This window comes from Mycobacterium sp. NGS62, assembly GCF_059812285.1.
This window is the reverse complement of the sequence record NZ_JCALCK010000001.1, coordinates 653677-671235: the sequence shown is the minus strand read 5'-3', so window position 1 is coordinate 671235 and position 17559 is coordinate 653677. Positions and strand designations below refer to the sequence as shown.

Annotated in this window: 21 protein-coding genes; 13 read left to right on the top strand and 8 right to left on the bottom strand. The window is 66.0% G+C overall.

Annotated features, from left to right (window positions below; translation table 11 throughout):
* Positions 1 to 7: 7 nt before the first annotated feature.
* A complete protein-coding gene (locus tag AC5Y49_RS03180; RefSeq protein ID WP_499884322.1) occupies positions 8 to 1408 on the bottom strand; it encodes a SagB family peptide dehydrogenase in 1401 nt (466 codons plus the stop codon).
* A gap of 127 nt (positions 1409 to 1535) precedes the next feature.
* Here AC5Y49_RS03180 and AC5Y49_RS03175 point away from each other — a divergent pair, with 127 nt between their 5' ends.
* Positions 1536 to 2036 carry an MTB12 family secreted protein gene (locus AC5Y49_RS03175; RefSeq protein WP_499884321.1) on the top strand — a complete coding sequence of 167 codons (501 nt, stop codon included), beginning with the start codon at positions 1536 to 1538 and terminating at the stop codon, positions 2034 to 2036.
* 102 nt (positions 2037 to 2138) lie between these two features.
* On the top strand, positions 2139 to 2654 hold the full coding sequence (locus tag AC5Y49_RS03170) for an MTB12 family secreted protein (protein WP_499884320.1): 516 nt from the start codon (positions 2139 to 2141) through the stop codon (positions 2652 to 2654).
* A gap of 3 nt (positions 2655 to 2657) precedes the next feature.
* Here the strand turns inward: AC5Y49_RS03170 and AC5Y49_RS03165 are convergent, their stop codons facing one another.
* Both AC5Y49_RS03165 and AC5Y49_RS03160 read right to left on the bottom strand, forming a co-directional pair.
* Positions 2658 to 3251 carry a carboxymuconolactone decarboxylase family protein gene (locus AC5Y49_RS03165; protein ID WP_065016196.1) on the bottom strand — a complete coding sequence of 198 codons (594 nt, stop codon included), beginning with the start codon at positions 3249 to 3251 and terminating at the stop codon, positions 2658 to 2660.
* A 67-nt stretch (positions 3252 to 3318) separates the two neighbouring features.
* On the bottom strand, positions 3319 to 3630 hold the full coding sequence (locus tag AC5Y49_RS03160) for a type II toxin-antitoxin system VapB family antitoxin (RefSeq protein WP_499884319.1): 312 nt from the start codon (positions 3628 to 3630) through the stop codon (positions 3319 to 3321).
* A 101-nt stretch (positions 3631 to 3731) separates the two neighbouring features.
* Between AC5Y49_RS03160 and hrcA the strand changes: the two genes are divergently transcribed.
* The 3 genes from hrcA to AC5Y49_RS03145 are packed head-to-tail and all read left to right on the top strand — an operon-like array spanning position 3732 to position 6725.
* Complete coding sequence (gene hrcA / locus AC5Y49_RS03155) at positions 3732 to 4775, top strand: heat-inducible transcriptional repressor HrcA (RefSeq protein ID WP_499884318.1); 1044 nt, start codon at positions 3732 to 3734, stop codon at positions 4773 to 4775.
* Positions 4776 to 4831: 56 nt separating this feature from the next.
* Positions 4832 to 5968: a molecular chaperone DnaJ gene (gene dnaJ, locus AC5Y49_RS03150; RefSeq protein WP_499884317.1), complete on the top strand. Its 1137-nt coding sequence runs from the start codon at positions 4832 to 4834 to the stop codon at positions 5966 to 5968.
* Between the two features lie 7 nt (positions 5969 to 5975).
* Complete coding sequence (locus AC5Y49_RS03145; protein ID WP_499884316.1) at positions 5976 to 6725, top strand: 16S rRNA (uracil(1498)-N(3))-methyltransferase; 750 nt, start codon at positions 5976 to 5978, stop codon at positions 6723 to 6725.
* Here the strand turns inward: AC5Y49_RS03145 and AC5Y49_RS03140 are convergent.
* Complete coding sequence (locus tag AC5Y49_RS03140; RefSeq protein ID WP_499884315.1) at positions 6722 to 7177, bottom strand: hypothetical protein; 456 nt, start codon at positions 7175 to 7177, stop codon at positions 6722 to 6724. The two genes, AC5Y49_RS03145 and AC5Y49_RS03140, sit on opposite strands and share 4 nt — an antisense overlap.
* Positions 7178 to 7250: 73 nt before the next feature.
* Here AC5Y49_RS03140 and AC5Y49_RS03135 point away from each other — a divergent pair, with 73 nt between their 5' ends.
* The 6 genes from AC5Y49_RS03135 to era are packed head-to-tail and all read left to right on the top strand — an operon-like array spanning position 7251 to position 11970.
* Positions 7251 to 7805 (top strand): ester cyclase, encoded by a 555-nt coding sequence (locus AC5Y49_RS03135; protein WP_499884314.1) that lies wholly within the window; start codon positions 7251 to 7253, stop codon positions 7803 to 7805.
* Between the two features lie 53 nt (positions 7806 to 7858).
* Positions 7859 to 8902 carry a PhoH family protein gene (locus AC5Y49_RS03130; protein ID WP_499884313.1) on the top strand — a complete coding sequence of 348 codons (1044 nt, stop codon included), beginning with the start codon at positions 7859 to 7861 and terminating at the stop codon, positions 8900 to 8902.
* A 4-nt stretch (positions 8903 to 8906) separates the two neighbouring features.
* Positions 8907 to 9443 (top strand): rRNA maturation RNase YbeY, encoded by a 537-nt coding sequence (gene ybeY, locus AC5Y49_RS03125; RefSeq protein WP_499884312.1) that lies wholly within the window; start codon positions 8907 to 8909, stop codon positions 9441 to 9443.
* A complete protein-coding gene (locus AC5Y49_RS03120; RefSeq protein WP_499884311.1) occupies positions 9440 to 10741 on the top strand; it encodes a hemolysin family protein in 1302 nt (433 codons plus the stop codon). Before ybeY ends, AC5Y49_RS03120 begins: the two co-directional genes overlap by 4 nt.
* Positions 10719 to 11054: a cytidine deaminase-like protein gene (locus AC5Y49_RS03115; protein ID WP_499884636.1), complete on the top strand. Its 336-nt coding sequence runs from the start codon at positions 10719 to 10721 to the stop codon at positions 11052 to 11054. Before AC5Y49_RS03120 ends, AC5Y49_RS03115 begins: the two co-directional genes overlap by 23 nt.
* A gap of 19 nt (positions 11055 to 11073) precedes the next feature.
* Positions 11074 to 11970 (top strand): GTPase Era, encoded by an 897-nt coding sequence (era, locus tag AC5Y49_RS03110; protein WP_499884310.1) that lies wholly within the window; start codon positions 11074 to 11076, stop codon positions 11968 to 11970.
* 14 nt (positions 11971 to 11984) lie between these two features.
* Here the strand turns inward: era and AC5Y49_RS03105 are convergent, their stop codons facing one another.
* Both AC5Y49_RS03105 and AC5Y49_RS03100 read right to left on the bottom strand, forming a co-directional pair.
* Positions 11985 to 12311 carry an LGFP repeat-containing protein gene (locus AC5Y49_RS03105; RefSeq protein ID WP_499884309.1) on the bottom strand — a complete coding sequence of 109 codons (327 nt, stop codon included), beginning with the start codon at positions 12309 to 12311 and terminating at the stop codon, positions 11985 to 11987.
* A 152-nt stretch (positions 12312 to 12463) separates the two neighbouring features.
* A complete protein-coding gene (locus AC5Y49_RS03100; protein ID WP_499884308.1) occupies positions 12464 to 13519 on the bottom strand; it encodes an oxygenase MpaB family protein in 1056 nt (351 codons plus the stop codon).
* A 61-nt stretch (positions 13520 to 13580) separates the two neighbouring features.
* Between AC5Y49_RS03100 and AC5Y49_RS03095 the strand changes: the two genes are divergently transcribed.
* Positions 13581 to 14225 (top strand): TetR/AcrR family transcriptional regulator, encoded by a 645-nt coding sequence (locus tag AC5Y49_RS03095; RefSeq protein ID WP_499884307.1) that lies wholly within the window; start codon positions 13581 to 13583, stop codon positions 14223 to 14225.
* 14 nt (positions 14226 to 14239) lie between these two features.
* On the opposite strand, the gene AC5Y49_RS03090 is transcribed toward AC5Y49_RS03095, so the two are convergent.
* Complete coding sequence (locus tag AC5Y49_RS03090) at positions 14240 to 14824, bottom strand: TetR/AcrR family transcriptional regulator (protein ID WP_499884306.1); 585 nt, start codon at positions 14822 to 14824, stop codon at positions 14240 to 14242.
* An 81-nt stretch (positions 14825 to 14905) separates the two neighbouring features.
* Between AC5Y49_RS03090 and AC5Y49_RS03085 the strand changes: the two genes are divergently transcribed.
* Positions 14906 to 16066, top strand: a complete 1161-nt coding sequence (locus AC5Y49_RS03085; RefSeq protein WP_499884305.1) for an acyl-CoA dehydrogenase family protein — start codon at positions 14906 to 14908, stop codon at positions 16064 to 16066.
* 1 nt (position 16067) lies between these two features.
* On the opposite strand, the gene AC5Y49_RS03080 is transcribed toward AC5Y49_RS03085, so the two are convergent.
* The gene (locus tag AC5Y49_RS03080) at positions 16068 to 17513 is read right to left on the bottom strand and encodes an amidase (RefSeq protein ID WP_499884304.1); all 1446 of its coding nucleotides are present in this window, start codon (positions 17511 to 17513) and stop codon (positions 16068 to 16070) included.
* Between the last annotated feature and the right edge of the window lie 46 nt (positions 17514 to 17559).

The window sequence follows — 17559 nt, the reverse complement described above, 5'->3', positions numbered from 1 at the left end:
GGCATGATCAGGTCGGCCCGGGAGAGCCGATGACGATGCTGCCGACGCTGCATTCCTGTCGCTCGTCGACCCCGGTAGCCGCCACAAACGCCGCGGTGTCACCGAAGCCCTGGGCGCACGCACCAAGGCCCATCGCGGTTGCGACCAGATAGATCGTCTGCATCAGCACGCCGACATCCTTGAGAATGGCTGCGTAGCCGATCTGTTCGTAGGTCCACATGATGCGACCGCACCGCGCCGCCATGACGATGAGCACCTGGGGCTCGGCACCACCGGTCAGCGTCGCCGAAGCCGGTTTGACAAGCGCAGACACCGCTTTCGAAGCCAGGTCGGCCACTGGGCGCAGCGCATGGTCAAAGGAGTCATAGTGATACATGCCCGGCGGTAGTCCGGCGACGTTCCGCACCACTGGGTACAACTCGAGTTCGTAGATCCCGCCACCGGATGGGTATGGCCGGGACAGGAGTTCCTCACCCGGGCCGACCGGCTGAGTGCACCGCGTCCGCGCCGTGCGATACAGCAACTCGGCGACTTGGTCGGCGGTGATCGGGCGAGCGTCATCGAATGTCCGCGTCGAAACACGGTCCTCGAGAACGGCTGTCAGCGTCGGGTCGTGAGCTCGCCTGACCGTCAGGTCGGGAGCTAACAGGGCGATCGGTTCACCGGGATAATCCAGCCTACGCGCGGCAGGTTGCGGAAAGCGGTCTTTGGCCCACTTGGTCGGGCCGAAATGCTCCCAGGTAACGGTGCGTTCGCCGAGTGTGCTGCGGCGGTGGAACCACAGATCCGGCGTGCTCCAGCTGAGGGACTCGAAACGGCGGTCCTCCTCACCCGCCGGAAGCAGGAAGCCGCACCAGTGCAGGTCCTGGATGAATTGCGAGACGACGCCAGGCGGTAACCCCGGTTCGGCTGCGGCAGTTTCGTCGAGCAGGCCGAGCAGCCGTGTGTCGTGGATCCGCAGATCACACCATGCGAGCGGGTGCTCGAGGACGAAGCCGTCCGAATCGCGATGCAGTACCGCGAATTTCGAGAGCACGCTATTACCCGGCGACCGTGGTTCGGATCGCGGCGCGGGTCGCCCGAACGGCAGTATGGAGTACAACTGGCTCCCGGCGTCGCGTACCGCGATGGTCAGCCAGCCACCGGCGATGAGCTGATCGATCAGTGTGTCGGCGTCGCCGCCGTCGGCCGGCGTTGATATCTCCGAAACCGTTGCCGGACCCAGGTTCAGAGTCTTGAGTGCCCGCAGCTGACTCGGAGACAATCGGGGCAGCTTCTCGCTGCGGGGCGGGTTCAGCAGCACAGCTCCCGCGGGGGTGGTCACGCAGGTGACGCCGGGACGGAACGCATACGTTGTCTGCTCGGGGTAAGTGATGGCAGGCCCTTTCGCTTCTTTCCGGCGGCTCACCGTGCCAAGCCCCGAGTCTAAACCAGCGGGGATTGCAGGTCAGACCGTGTTTCGGCGGCGATGTAACGCAATCGGCCGGAAATGCGACACACCAGTATCAGTGCCTATGCCGACCGAAGGAACAGCTATGACCGTGAAAGCCCTCGCCGCTGGTGCGGCAGCCGTCGCCGCAATCGGAGCCGCCGCGGCCGGCGTGACGTCTGTTGCGTTCAGCACTCCCGCTGCAGCGCAGGTTCAGCCCGTCGTCTTCAGCGCGCCGCTGCCCCAGGACCAGACCGCAAGCCTGCCGACCGCCGGCCAGTTGACCAGCGTCTTGAACAGCCTTGCCGACCCCAGCATTCCGTTCGGGAACAAGTCGGGGCTGGTTGAAGGCGGGATCAGTCCGACAGAGGCTCACATGGCCGATCACGCACTGCAGAAGGCCGCCAAGAAGGGGCAATTGCCGTTGTCCTTCAAGATCTCCAACATCCAACCGGCGGCTGCCGATGCGGCTACCGCTGACGTCGCAGTTTCGGGTCCCAAGTTCACCGCGCCGGTGACCCAAAGCGTCACATTCGTCAATCAGGGCAGCTGGATGCTGTCGCGCGACTCGGCGATGTCGCTGCTGCAGGCCGCCTCGGGGCACTGATCTCGTCGCGACCCAGTTTCCGTGAGCGTGCGTGTTTGCACGGCAACACGGCTCGTGATGCCCGTATCATTTGTGCACCCTCGCGGCACGAAAGGACCAGCTATGACCGTGAAAGCCCTTGTCACCGGTGTGGCGGCGGTGGCCGCAATCGGCACCGCGGCCGGCGGCGTGGCCGCCTTGGCAAACACTCCCGCTTCCGTTCACGTACAACTCGCTGCCATCGGAGCTCCGCTTCCGCTGGACCCGCCGCCCGCTGCGCCGGAAGACGTGCCGACCGCTGACCAGATAACCGACTTGTGCAACCAGGTGACCGATGCCGGCGTCTCATACACGACCAAGCAGAACCTGGTGCAAGGTGGCATCAGTCCAAACGAGGGTCACGTGGCCGACCATGATCTGAGGAAGGCCTACCGCAACGGCAACTTTCCGGAGCAGTTCGCTGTGACGAATATCCAGCCGGCCGGTCCCAATGCGGCCACCGCCGACGTGGCCATCTCGGGTCCGAAGTTCGCCGGGCCGGTGACCAAGCAGCTCGCGTTCGTCAACGAGGGCGGCAATTGGATCTTGCAGCACGACGCGGCGATCGCACTGGTGCAGGCGGCCACGGCTACCAACTGACCATCACGTGCCGGTCTCGGGCAACGCGCACACCCTGCCGTCGGAAAACCCCGACGATCCGATGCCGAGCGCCAGATTGAACCTGGCCCGCAAGTTGCCCAGGTTGATGACATGGGTGAGCGCGACGAGTTGAGCGTTGTCGAAATGCGGTCGCAGCCTGTCGAATAGCTCGTCGCTCACCTCGACCGGTGTGCGGCTGATGGCGGTGGCGTACTCGAGGATCAGCTTGTCCAGATCCGAGAAGCAGGTGGCGTTGCGATAGTCGGCCATCGCCAGCAGTTCCTCGTCGCTGATCCCCCAGCCGCGGGCGATCTGGGAGCCGAGATCGATGCAGTATTCGCAGCGCACCGTCGTCGCCGACTTGAGCTCGGCCAGCGCACGATGGCGGGGACTGAGGATGTCCAGCTTCGACTCCGCCAGCTCCAATCGGCCAATCGCGTTGAGCAACTTGGGGATATACGCATACATCCGCAACGGTTCGAGCATGGTGGCGGTTTCCAGGCCGGTCATCTGCTTGAAACGCCTCTTGGTGAAGAAGAAGGCGATCTTCGCGCCCAGTCCGGCGTCGCGGTCCGAGACTCCGGCGATTCGTGGCATGGCGGTCCTCCTATCGAGCTGTCTCACCTACCTCGACACCGGCGGCCGGCAAAACGTGACCGGGTTGCTACGCGTGCTGGCCGACCACGTCCATGTCGAGCAGGCGCGCGTGCAACACGGTGCGATTACGCAGCGCTGCGCGTACCGCTCGGTGCAGCCCGTCCTCGAGGTAGAGGATCCCCCGCCACTTCACCGCGTGCGGGAACAGGTCGCCGTAGAACGTCGAGTCTTCCGACAGCAGCCGGTCCAACGCCAGCACCGTCGTCGTCGTGACGAGTTCATCGAGCCGGATCTGCCGAGGGGGTATCCGAGACCAATCCCGATAGGACAGGCCATGGTCGGGATACGGCTTGCCCTCCCGAACTCCCTTGAAGATCATTCCCCGACCGACCTGGGCGCCCCGACCGACGTGAGCATGGTTGACAAGGCTAGTCCCGCGACGATCACCGTAAAATAGGCCGGGTCAGAAAGGTGATGGGGATGGGGACTGCCGACGAGCGTCGCTTCGAGGTGCTGCGCGCGATCGTCGCCGACTTCGTCGCCACCCAGGAGCCGATCGGGTCGAAGTCGCTGGTGGAGCGTCATAACCTCGGTGTCTCGTCGGCCACCGTCCGTAACGACATGGCGGTGCTGGAGGCCGAGGGCTACATCACCCAGCCGCACACCAGCTCCGGGCGGGTGCCCACCGAAAAGGGCTACCGCGAGTTCGTCGACCGGCTGGACGACGTCAAGCCGCTCTCGGTCGCCGAGCGGCGCGCCATCCAGGGTTTTCTGGAGTCCGGTGTCGATCTCGACGACGTGCTGCGCCGTGCGGTGCGTCTGCTGGCGCAGCTGACCCGTCAGGTGGCCGTCGTGCAATACCCGACGCTGTCGACGTCGACCGTGCGGCATCTGGAAGTGATCGCGCTGACGCCGGCCCGGTTGCTGATGGTGGTCATCACCGACTCGGGCCGGGTGGACCAGCGCGTCGTCGAGCTCGGCGACACCATCGACGATCATCAGCTGTCACAGCTGCGAGAAATGCTCGGCCAGGCGCTGGAAGGCAAGAAGCTTGCGGCGGCATCGATTGCCGTCGCCGAACTCGTCGGCCACCTGGACGGGCGGGGTGGGCAGTCCAACAGCCTGTCGGATGCCGTGGGCCGGTCGGCCACCGTGCTGCTGGAGTCGCTGGTCGAGCACCGGGAGGAACGGCTGCTGCTGGGCGGGACCGCCAACCTGACCCGCAATACCGCTGACTTCGGCGGTTCGCTGCGGTCGGTTCTGGAAGCGCTGGAAGAGCAGGTCGTCGTGCTGCGGTTGCTGGCGGCTCAGCAGGAAGCCGGCAAGGTGACGGTGCGCATCGGCCACGAGACCGAGGCCGAGCAGATGGTGGGCACCTCGGTGGTGTCCACCGCCTACGGCTCGATGGACACCGTCTACGGCGGCATGGGTGTGCTGGGGCCCACCCGAATGGACTATCCGGGAACTATCGCTAGTGTCGCTGCGGTTGCTTTGTACATCGGCGAAGTGCTGGGTGCTCGATAATTGCTGTACCCGAATATGTGGATAGCCGCGTAAACGCGGCATAGGAGAGGTCAGGCGTGGCACGCGACTATTACGGTCTGCTCGGCGTGAGCACGAACGCGAGCGATGCGGAGATCAAACGCGCCTATCGCAAGTTGGCGCGCGAGCTGCATCCCGACATCAATCCGGACGAGGCCGCCCAGGCGAAATTCAAAGAGATCAGCGTCGCCTACGAGGTGCTGTCGGACCCGGAGAAACGGCGCGTCGTCGACATGGGCGGAGACCCGCTGGAAAATGCGGCGTCAGCCAACGGCTTCCCGGGTTTCGGCGGTCTTGGGGACGTCTTCGAGGCGTTCTTCGGTGGCGGTGCCGCATCCCGCGGACCGGTGGGACGGGTGCGGCCCGGATCGGATTCGCTGCTGCGGATGCGGCTGGACCTCGCCGAGTGCGCGACCGGAGTCACCAAGCAGGTGACCGTCGACACTGCGGTGCTGTGTGACCGCTGTCAGGGGCGCGGCACCAACGGGAATTCGGCGCCGGTGGCCTGCGACACCTGCGGTGGTCGTGGCGAAGTGCAAAGCGTGCAGCGCTCGCTGCTGGGCCAGGTGATGACATCGCGGCCCTGCCCGACCTGTCGCGGTGTTGGCGAGGTCATCCTCGACCCCTGCTACCAGTGCGGCGGCGACGGCCGGGTGCGGGCCCGGCGGGAGATCAACGTGAAGATCCCGGCCGGTGTCGGCGACGGCATGCGGGTTCGGCTGGCTGCTCAGGGCGAAGTGGGGCCCGGCGGGGGACCGGCCGGCGACCTGTACGTCGAGGTGCACGAGCACGCGCATGAGATTTTCGTCCGCGACGGCGACGACCTGCACTGCACGATCTCGGTGCCGATGGTCGATGCGGCGTTGGGCACCTCGGTGACCGTCGATGCGATTCTGGATGGGATCACCGAAATCACGATTCCGGCGGGCACCCAGCCCGGGTCGGTGACGACATTGCGCGGTCACGGAATGCCGCATTTGCGTTCCGGAGCGCGTGGCGATCTGCACGTCCATGTCGACGTGGTGGTGCCGGATCGACTCGACCACCGCGACGCCGAACTGCTGCGTGAGCTCAAGACCCGCCGCACCCGCGACGTGCCCGAAGTCCGGTCCACGCAGGGGACGGCCACCAGCGGACTGTTCAGCAGATTGCGCGAGACGTTCACCGGGCGCTGAGTGGCCCGTGGCCGGCCTGTTCTACGTCGAGTCGCTGCCGGAGATCGGCGCACTGACTGTCCTCGGCGGGAACGACGGGTTTCACGCCGCGACCGTTCGGCGCATCCGTGCCGGCGAGGAGTTGCTGCTGGGTGACGGCGACGGCGCGCTGGCCCGCTGTCAGGTGGAACAGGCCGACCGCGGCGGGCTTTCCGCGCGGGTATTGGACCGCTGGAGTGTGCCGCCGGGGCAGCCGCCGGTGACGGTGGTGCAGGCGCTGCCGAAGGCCGAGCGCTCGGAGTTGGCGATCGAGCTGGCCACCGAGGCCGGTGCCGATGCTTTCGTGGCCTGGCAGGCGGCCCGCTGCGTGGCGCGCTGGGATGGCGCCCGGATCGAGAAGGGTCTGCGGCGCTGGCGTGCGGTCGCCCGATCGGCGGCCGGGCAGTCCCGCCGCGCTCATATCCCCGCGGTCGACGGCGTGTTGTCCACCGCGGGCTTGGTTGAGCGGGTGCGTGACGCGATAACATGCGGTTCAGTGGCGCTGGCGTTGCACGAGTCAGCGACCGAGCGACTGACGGAACTGGCTTTGGCGCAAGCGGATTCGCTGATGCTGATCGTCGGCCCCGAGGGCGGGATTGCGCCCGACGAGATCACTGCGCTGACCGACGCCGGTGCAGTGGCGGTCCGGCTGGGCCCGACCGTCTTGCGTACGTCGACGGCGGCCGCGGTGGCGTTGGGTGCGCTGGGCGTGCTGACGCCGCGGTGGCAGCGTGGCTAGCCCGCCCGGGCCTTTCGCGCTTGGTCCATCACCAGGCGACCGCCCGGGAGGGCGCCGATGACCGTGCGCGCCAACCGGTTGCGGACGTGTGCGTGGTCGTCGGGCGGGACATTGCCGCGACGCAGGTCATAGGCGCCCAACGCCGCCCACAGCGCAGCGACGACCGCGTCGACTACACCGACGCGGACCCGACGGTGGTCGGCGACCGCCAGCGCGAGTGCGGTCAGCGAGTGCACGCCGTCCACCCAGACGCCGGCCGCCAGGATCTCCGGAGTCGGTTTGGTTCCCGACAACGCCGCCTGCACGACTTGGCGTGCGCCCAGGATGCGGGTGACGACAACGGCCCTGCGATCGATCCGCACAGCGCGGGCCCGGGCCAGCACCGCGCGCGGGGCGAGCAGCAACGTCAGACCCCATCCGGCGCGCAGAAGCTCGAGATACCGAAAGTTCACCAACGATAAGCCCTATCCGATGAATGCGCGATGGTCATAATCACACCTTAGGCACCTGAAGGGAGCGTCCCTCATGCGTCAGGCCCATGATCTCAGCGCGATCTTCGACGAGCACGTGGCCGACGAGTTCGTCGCCAAGGACGTGGCCGCCACGATGGCCACCATGGTCGCCGAGCCGAACGTCAACCACGTCCCCACGATGATGGGCGGCGTCGGCGGTGCGGCGCTCACCGAGTTCTACACGAACTACTTCATCGGGCACTGGCCCGAGGACACCACCATCAGCCCCGTATGCCGCACCGTCGGCACCGATCGCGTCGTCGACGAGATGATCATGGCGTTCACCCACGACATCGCGATGCCGGCCTTCCTGCCGAACGTGGCGCCCACCGGCCGCCCGGTGATGCTGCCGGTGGTGGTCGTGATGGGCATCGAGAACGGCAAGGTCGCCTACGAGCGCATCTACTGGGATCAGGCGTCGCTGCTGGCACAGATCGGCCTGCTCGACGACACCGAGCTGCCGATCACCGGGGCCGTGCAGGCACGTAAGGTGCTCGACCAGGACTTGCCGGCCAATACGCTGCTGTCGAAACCTCACACCGAAGACGAGGGACGGCCCCGGCGGTAGACTGGGACACCGACCGACTGTCAAAACCGCAGAAAGCAGGCATCAGAAGCCACGTGACGCCCCGCGAGACCAACGCTGCTGACTCCCCGTCTTCGCAGGTTCGCAGCAGCTTCGACGTTCCGCCCGACCTCGTCGTGGGCCTGCTGGGTTCGGCCGACGAAAACCTGCGCGCACTCGAACGAATCCTGGCTGCCGACCTGCATGTGCGCGGCAACGCCGTCACCTTTTCCGGTGAGCCTGCCGATGTCGCGCTTGCCGAACGGGTGATCTCGGAATTGGTCGCGATCGTGGGGAGCGGTCAAACGCTGACGCCGGAAGTGGTGCGCCACAGTGTCGCCATGCTGGTCGGCACCGGCAACGAGTCACCAGCCGAAGTCCTCACCCTGGACATCCTGTCGCGCCGGGGCAAAACGATCCGGCCCAAGACGCTCAACCAGAAACGTTACGTCGACGCGATCGACGCCAACACCATCGTCTTCGGCATCGGCCCGGCCGGCACCGGCAAGACGTACCTGGCGATGGCCAAGGCGGTCAGCGCACTGCAAACCAAACAGGTCACCCGCATCATATTGACCCGGCCGGCGGTGGAAGCCGGTGAGCGCCTGGGCTTTTTGCCGGGCACGCTGAGCGAGAAGATCGACCCGTATCTACGGCCGCTCTACGACGCGCTGCACGACATGATGGACCCGGAACTGATCCCCAAGTTGATGGCGTCCGGGGTCATTGAAGTCGCACCGCTCGCGTATATGCGCGGTCGCAGCCTCAATGACGCGTTCATCATCCTCGACGAGGCCCAGAACACCACCGGTGAACAGATGAAGATGTTCCTGACCCGATTGGGCTTCGGCTCCAAAGTCGTTGTCACCGGCGACGTCACGCAGATCGACCTGCCGGGCGGCGCGCGGTCCGGGCTGCGGGCAGCAGTCGACATCCTCGAGGGCATCGACGACATCCACATGGCCGAGCTCACCAGTGCCGACGTGGTGCGCCATCGGCTGGTTTCCGAAATCGTGGATGCCTACGCCAAGCACGAGGAGCCGGGCCTGACGCTGAACCGGGCCGCGCGGCGGGCGTCCGGCGGCCGCAGCCGTCGGTGATGTCGTGACTATCGAGGTAGCCAACGAATCCGGCATCGACGTGTCAGAGGCCGAATTGATCAGCGTGGCACGGTTTGTCATTGCGAAGATGGACGTCAACCCCGCAGCGGAGCTGTCGATGGTGCTGCTGGACACTGCGGCGATGGCCGACCTGCACATGCGGTGGATGGACCTGCCCGGCCCGACCGACGTGATGAGCTTCCCGATGGACGAGCTGGAGCCCGGCGGCCGCCCGGACGCCCCGGAGCCGGGGCCGGCCATGCTCGGTGACATTGTGCTGTGCCCGGAATTCGCCGCTGAACAGGCTGCTGCTGCGGGTCATTCGCTGGGTCACGAGCTGGCCTTGCTGACCATCCACGGGGTGTTGCATCTGCTGGGTTACGACCACGGCGAGCCGGACGAGGAAAAGGAGATGTTCGACCTGCAGCGCGGTCTGCTCGAGGAATGGGTTGCCGAACAGGTCGAGACCTATCATCTGGACCGCCAGTTCGAAAGAGACCGCCGGCTGCTGGACAAGTCAAGGTTTTTCGACGAGCCGTGAACGGATATGTTCCGCTGTTCGGCGCTATTGCGCTGATCTGCCTGGGCGGGTTGTTCGCCGCGATTGACGCCGCGATCAGCACGGTGTCACTTGCCCGCGTCGATGAACTGGTGCGTGATGGGCGACCTGGCGCCGTGCGGCTCTCCAAGGTGATGGGCAATCGGCCCAGCTACATCAACTTGGTGGTGCTGCTACGAATCGCGTGTGAGATCACCGCGACGGCGCTACTAGTGTTCTTCCTGCGCCATAACCTCAGCCGGGATTGGGGATTGATTGCCGCCGTGGCAATCATGGTGGTGATCAGTTTCATCGTCATCGGTGTGGGTCCGCGCACCCTCGGCCGCCAGAACGCCTACTCCATTTCGTTAGTGGCCGCCTTTCCGCTGCAGGTGATTTCGTGGCTGCTGATGCCCATCAGCCGGCTGCTGGTGCTGCTGGGTAATGCGCTCACCCCCGGACGCGGATTTCGCAACGGCCCGTTCGCCTCCGAGATCGAGCTGCGCGAGGTGGTCGACCTGGCCCAGCAGCGCGGTGTGGTCGCCGCCGACGAGCGCCGGATGATTCAGTCGGTCTTCGAACTCGGTGACACACCGGCCCGCGAAGTCATGGTGCCACGCACCGAGATGATCTGGATCGAGAGTGACAAATCGGCCGGGCAGGCGACGTCGCTGGCGGTGCGCAGCGGGCATTCCCGGATGCCGGTGATCGGTGAGAACGTCGACGATATCCTCGGCGTGGTATATCTCAAAGACCTTGTCCAGCAGACCTATTACTCGATCAACGGAGGCCGCGACACCACCGTGGCGCAGGTTATGCGGCCCGCGGTGTTCGTGCCGGACTCCAAGCCATTAGACGCGCTGCTGCGCGAAATGCAACGCGACCGCAACCACATGGCGCTGCTGGTCGACGAATACGGCGCGATCGCTGGCCTGGTGACGATCGAGGATGTGCTGGAAGAGATCGTCGGCGAAATCGCCGACGAATACGACGACGCCGAGACTGCCCCGGTAGAGCCATTGGGTGACAACCGGTTCCGGGTTTCGGCGCGATTGCCGATCGAAGACGTCGGCGAACTCTACGGTGTGGAATTCGACGACGACCTCGACGTCGACACAGTTGGTGGGCTGCTGGCCCTTGAACTGGGCCGGGTGCCGCTGCCCGGCGCCGAGGTGATATCCCATGGTCTGCGGCTCTACGCAGAGGGCGGCGCCGATCATCGCGGACGGCTGCGGATCGGCACCGTCTTGCTGAGCCGCATCGATTCTGACGGTCATGGTGTTGAGGAGACCAATGCCTGAATCACTCGACGACGAGGACGCCAAGCTGGTGGTGCTGGCCCGCTCGGCGATGGCGCGCGCGGAAGCCGACAGCGGCGCGGCGGTGCGTGATCTGGACGGGCGTACCTACGCCGGCGCACCGGTGAAACTCTCGGCTCTACGGCTGAGTGCGCTGCAGACGGCGATCGCCGCGGCGGTGTCCAGTGGTGTGGCCGGATTGGAGGCCGCGGTATTGGTAGCCGGATCGGCCGACGATGCCGGGATCGCCGCAGTCCGCGAGCTGTCGCCGACAGCGGCGATAATCCTGACCGACGGCGCCGGAAACCCGTCGTGACCGCGTCGGCCGAACAACTATGAGCGAATTCCGTTCCGGCTTCGTCTGTTTCGTCGGCCGCCCGAACACCGGGAAGTCGACGCTGACCAATGCGCTGGTCGGCTCCAAGGTCGCGATCACGTCAAACCGACCGCAGACCACCCGGCACACCATCCGCGGGATCGTGCACCGGGAGAACTTCCAGATCATCCTGGTCGACACGCCTGGACTGCACCGCCCGCGCACGCTGTTGGGCAAGCGGCTCAACGATTTGGTGCGCGACACCTACAGCCAGGTCGATGCCATCGGGCTTTGCATCCCCGCCGACGAGGCAATCGGCCCGGGGGACCGGTGGATCGTGCAACAGATTCGTTCCGTTGCACCCAACACCGCACTCGTCGTCGTCGTCACCAAAATCGACACAGTCCCCAAGGACAAGCTGGCTGCGCAGCTGGCCGCGGTCGGCGAGCTCGTCGACCGGGCTGAGATCGTGCCGGTCTCGGCCGTCACCGGTGAGCAGGTCGATGTGCTGATCGACGTGCTGGCCGCCGCACTGCCGACCGGTCCGGCGTTCTACCCCGACGGTGAGTTGACCGACGAGCCCGAGGAAGTGCTGATGGCCGAGTTCATCCGCGAGGCGGCGCTGGAAGGGGTGCGTGATGAACTGCCGCATTCGCTGGCGGTGGTGATCGACGAAGTCAACCCGCGCGAAGAGCGTGACGACCTGATCGACGTGCATGCGGTGCTGTACGTGGAGCGGGACAGCCAGAAGGGCATCGTGATCGGCAAGGGCGGTGCCCGGCTGCGGGAAGTGGGTACTGCCGCACGCGGCCAAATCGAGAAGCTGCTGGGCACCAAGGTCTACCTCGACCTGCGCGTCAAGGTTGCCAAAAATTGGCAGCGTGACCCCAAGCAGCTTGGGCGACTGGGGTTTTGACGTCGTTACCAGTACTACTGGTAAGTCTTGATGTGAGGCTGACCGTCGGTGTAGGCGATGGCGCCGTGTTCGAATTCCGCTTGCCAACCGCCGGGAACGGCGTGTTGGTCGCTGGTCGGGTAGCCGAGCGGACCCTCGGCGCCGCCGTGGTTGAGCCACGCCAATCGGATGTCGCCGGACAGGGCGTGGGCCCCGGTGCGCGGCGACCAATAGATCACCCCGGTTTGGAACTTGCTGTATTGACCGCCGTTGGGTCCCGACTGCTCATTGGAGATCGGGGCTCCAAGCGGTCCGGTCGGCCCGCCGGTTTCGTTGTATTTGTGCAGGATTACGCCTTGCACGACGAATTGTCCGCTGGGAGTGGCAATTCGGCTGGTCGACGCTGCAGTTGTAGACCCGAGGCTAGCGGGGTCGGTGTCCGAGCAGCTGACAGTCAGTGCTGCGGCAATGGCTGTAACGGCGGTGCGGGTCAGGGCTTTACGGCGAGGGGACATCAACCGATCGATCCGAGAATCGGCTGGGATTCGATCAGCCCTCGATCGCTGGGTGCCGCACCGTCGGTGAACACTCGGGTGTGCTGCTTGGCGCGCCACTCCAAGTGCGCTTCGGCCGGCCGATCGTAGCCGTAGCGTTCGCGGGCTTCGGCCGGCGTGAGGACGACTGAATTTTGCGGCGGCACCCCGAGCAGCACCGGCGCGACGACCGGCACCGTCGCTGGGGACAGCAGGCGTAGCACCTGGAGGCGAATCGCCGGCGGGCTGACATTCAGTGCCGCGAAGGCGATTCGCAGGATCGGGACGACGGCGACATCGCTGAGTCGCGACTGCCGCAACCCGCCCATGGCGCGCATCCACTGTGGCATGGTGGCCATCACGCCGGCTTGCAGGGCGCGGTTGATGAGCCAGGTCAGCGGGGCAAGGTAGCGCGGCAGCGGAGAAATCAGCGCCGCGCCGTTGATCAGGTGCTTCATCGCCTGACGGGCAATCGGCGAGCCGGACAGTTGCGGGCGCATCCGCTCGAAATAGGCCCGGATGCCCTCTCGGCTCCGCGGCACGTCGGCCGGATCGCAAGTCTGCAACTCGGCGGCGACCGCGCATTCCTCCCAGTAGCGGGCTTCGTCCTCGGCCGAGAGCTTGCCGGGGCCGTACTTCTCGTATGCGTACAGGATGGAGTGCCAGGCGGTCAGATGGATCCACAGTTGGGAGTGCGGATCGTTCGCGTCGTAGCGTTGCCCGCTGTACGGCTCGGTGCCGATCGCTTTGGAATGAACCTTCACCAGCACGTCGGCGGCCTGCGACGTGGAACGGGAATCGCTGAACGCCACCATTGCGAAGTAGCGCAGCGTGCGGTCGTAGCGGGTGCGCGGCCGGTTGTAGATGTCGTGAGTGTGGTCGACGGATGCCACCAGAGCCGGATCGAGTTCCTCGATTACCACCGAGCGGATGAAGCCGACTGTTAGTGAGGTCGGGTAGCTCCACACTTTCCACGTGACCGACTCGGGGCCGAAGAAACCGTAGTCCTCGGCGGGTTCGACAGTGCGCAGGGGCATGAGTGGTCCTTCCGCGTGGCATGTTGCCGACAATTCCTACAGCAGCGTAGCATTTTCCTTCATGGGTGAAGCAACCGTCTCGCGTGCTGCCGTTCATCGGCCGCGGGCGGCCCATCTTGGCCCGGAACGGCGGCGTCCGCAGGTGTTGGACGCCGCGAAGGCGATCGCACTGCACGGCGGCATTCCGGCGGTGACCATCGGCGCCGTCGCGGAGCGGCTCGGTGTAACCCGCCCCGTGGTGTATGCGTGTTTTACGGATCGCATCGAACTGATCAAGGCCCTGCTGGCCCGCGAGGAGCAAAAGCTGCTCACCGGCGTGTTGGCCGCCTATCCCACGCCCGGCCGCCGTCGCGACAGCGCGCAGCAGGCGTTCGTGGGTGGTATGCAGGCGCTGCTCCGCACAGTCGCCGACCAGCCCGACAGTTGGCCGACGCTGTTCTGGTGCAACCCGGGACCCGACGTCGCGGAGTTGTTCGCGCGGGGGCGCCGAAGAGTGGCCGAGCAGTTCGCCGAACTGATCCAGCCCGATTTGCAACGTTGGGATACCCGCGACGCCATGCGCAAGCTACCGGTCCTCGTCGAGTTGTTCGTCTCGATAGGCGAAGCCGGCGTGCGCAGCCTGCTCGCTCCCGACAACACTTACAGCCCAGACGAACTCGGGGAGTTGGTCGGCCGGGCGGCATACCGCGCGATCCGCCACGCCTGACAAGCCGTTCTGCGCTATCCCTCGACCTTGATCGACAGCCGCGGCTTGGGCCCGTCGCTTCGGCGGGCGACCCGGTCCCAGACCGCATCCACCAGCGGCTGCAACAGCAGCTCGCCCATCTGCCGCACCAGCACGCCGACGATTTGGATGGACTCGCGGCGCTTCGTGGACGCCAACCCCGCGGCGCGCAGCATGCCGACCTCGCTGCGGGTCAGGTCGACCAACACCTCGAGCAAGTGCAGCCGCTGCTCGGACGGTTCCAGCACCGCACGTCGCACGTAGTTCACGACGGCGGGGTTGTCCTCGAGCATCTGCCGTACCGCCTCGTCACGCGCGGCAGCGATGTCGGCCGGTGTCCCATCCGAGGGTGCCCCCGCGATGGCCCGAGCGAAGTAATCCGCGACGAACCCGTCGACCGCCTCGCGCAACCCGGACTTGGTCTTGAAGTGATGCTGGACCAGCCCGAGGGTTACCCCCGCTTCGGAGGCTATGGCGCGCAAGGAGACCCGCTCTTCGCCATGTTGGGCATACAGCTCGAGCGCCGCGTTGCGAATCCGCGCTTTCGCGGTCAGGTCGTCGGATGCGCGCGGGCTGACCATCCAACCGCCTCCTTCGGCCCTGTACGCCTGACTGGTATACGATACAAGTGTATCGTCTTTGTCAGGAGGTTATTGCCCGTCATGTCGCAGTTGTTTCCGGATTACCGCCCGTCCTGGGAGACCGATTCTCACCGCGAGTTGCGCAAGCATGCGGCGGAGTTTTTCCGCAAGGAGGCGTCACCCAACCAGGAGCGGTGGGCCAAGCAGCACGCGGTCGATCGGGAATTCTGGACGAAGGCCGGCCAAGCCGGGCTGCTCGGCTTCGAATTGCCCGAGGAATACGGCGGTCTGGGTGGCGACTTCGGCATGCATGCCGTTGTTCAGGAGGAACTGGTCTACGCCCACGACAACGGATTCGGATTCGCGGTGCACTCGCCGATTGTGGCGCACTACATCGACGTCTACGGCAACGACGACCAGCGTGAGCGCTGGCTTCCGGGCATCATCGGCGGCGAGTTGGTGCTGGCGATTGCGATGACTGAACCGGGGACCGGGTCGGATCTGCAGGCGGTACGCACGACCGCGATCCGCGACGGCGACGACTATGTCATCAACGGGTCGAAGACGTTCATTTCCAATGGAACTCACTGTGACCTTCTGGTCGTCGTCGCCAAGACCGACCCCGCGCAAGGCGCTGCGGGTGTGTCGTTGATCGTGGCCGAAACCAAGGACCTCGCCGGTTTTGAACGCGGCCGGGTGCTGGAGAAAATGGGTCAACACGGCCAGGACACCCGAGAGCTGTTCTTCTCCGAGATGCGGGTGCCGGTAAGCAACCGCCTCGGCGAGAAAGAGGGGCTGGGCTTCTACCAGCTGATGGAGCAACTCGCGCGGGAGCGGCTGATCATCGCAACCATGTGCTCAGCGTTAGCAGAGGCCGCGATCGTCGAGGCGGTGCGCTACTCGAAGGACCGCGAGGCCTTCGGACGCCGAATCGGCGACTTTCAACACACGGCGTTCACGCTGGCCGAGTGCAAGGCCGAGGCGTTCGCGATCAAGGCGACGGTCGACACCGCGATCCAGCAGTACATCGACGGCAAGAACGATGCCGGGACCGCGTCGATGGCCAAACTGTTCGCCGCCGAAGCCAGCGACAAGATCGTGGACCGTTGCCTACAGATCTTCGGCGGCTACGGCTACATGATGGAATACCCGATCGCGCAGATGTACACCGGTTCACGGGTCAACCGAATCTACGGCGGCACAAGCGAAATCATGAAAGAGATCATCAGCCGCGCAATGTGAACTACTGCGCCGGCCGCATCCCGGTGCCGGTGTTCCACCACACTTCGGGCTGCTTGGCGGCCCAGCCGCCGACACCCTCCAATTCCGCTGCCAGCGACACCAACAACGGCTCGCTGTTGGCCGGTCCCATCAGCTGAACGCCGATCGGCAGCCCCTCGGAGGTGAACCCGGCCGGGATGTTGATCGACGGCCAGCCCAGTACGTTCCACGGCCAGGTCACCGGGCACGCCGCGATCATCACCCGGTCCGTGCCGAGGCCACCCAGGCGGTCGAACGCGTGCACCGGAGGCGGCGGCTTGGCGGTCGTCGGTGCCACCACCACGTCCACGATGCGGAAGATCGAGCCCACCCGACGCTGGTCGGCGGCTTCGTGCGCCCGGGCCGCGCGCAGGATCGACTGCGACAGCAGCCGGCCCATGCGCATGTTGGACATGGTGCGCCGGTCCAGGTCGACGCCGTCGCCGAGCCGTTCGGCCCAGTCGAGCAGCCCCGAGGTGGAGCGGGCCAGGAAGTTCCACGACAACCGCAGGCCGTAGTCGGGGTTGCCGGCCACCACGCTGTGACCGAGCAGCCGCAGCTGATCGGCGACCGATTCGACCGCGGCCTTGATCTCCGGGTGCAGCCGGGCCGGAAAACCGGTGTAGGGGAACCGCGTTGACATCGCAATCCGCAGCGGGCCGGGCGCGGTGCCCACGTGGTCGGACACCGTCAGTGATGGCGGTTTGTGCAGATCACCGTCGGCACTGCCGGACACGGCGTCGAGCAGCAGCGCGGCATCCTCGACCGTGCGGGCCAGCACGCCGTTGACCGTGATGCCGTTGAACGCCTCCGGCAGCGGCCAGGTCGAGATGCGGCCGCGCTGCGGCTTGATGCCCACCAGATGGGTCCAGGCCGCGGGAATGCGCACGCTGCCGGCGCCGTCGGAGCCGATCGCCCCGGCGACCAGGCCCGCGGCGACCGCTGCGGCGCTGCCGCCCGATGACCCGCCTGGCGTGTGCTTGCGCGACCACGGGTTGCGGGTATGCCCGAAGCCGGGTCCGCTGGTGAACGGCCATTGGCCGAGTTCACAGGTGTTGGTCTTGCCGACGATCACCGCGCCGGCCGCCTTGAGCCGTCGTACCACTTCGGCGTCGACGGTGGCCGGCCGGACATCTCCCGACGTGCCGAACGCGGTGGGCACCCCGGCGATGTCGACATCGTCCTTGACCGCGATCGGGACACCCAGCAGCGGCGCCTGTTCGCCGGCGGCACGGCGCCGATCGGCCTCGGCGGCGTCGGCCAACGCGGACTCGGTGAGAACCACACGGAAAGCGTTCAGCGTCGATTGGCTGAGATCGATAGCGTGCAGCGCGCGGCGGACCAGCTCGTCGGAGCTCACCTCATTGTTGGCCAGCTGGTAGAGCTGCTCGGTCAGGGTCGGAAAGCGGGGTCCGGAAGTGCTACTCATCGGTATTAGACATTATCGGCGCGTGGGCAAGGTGATGTCGCGGCGC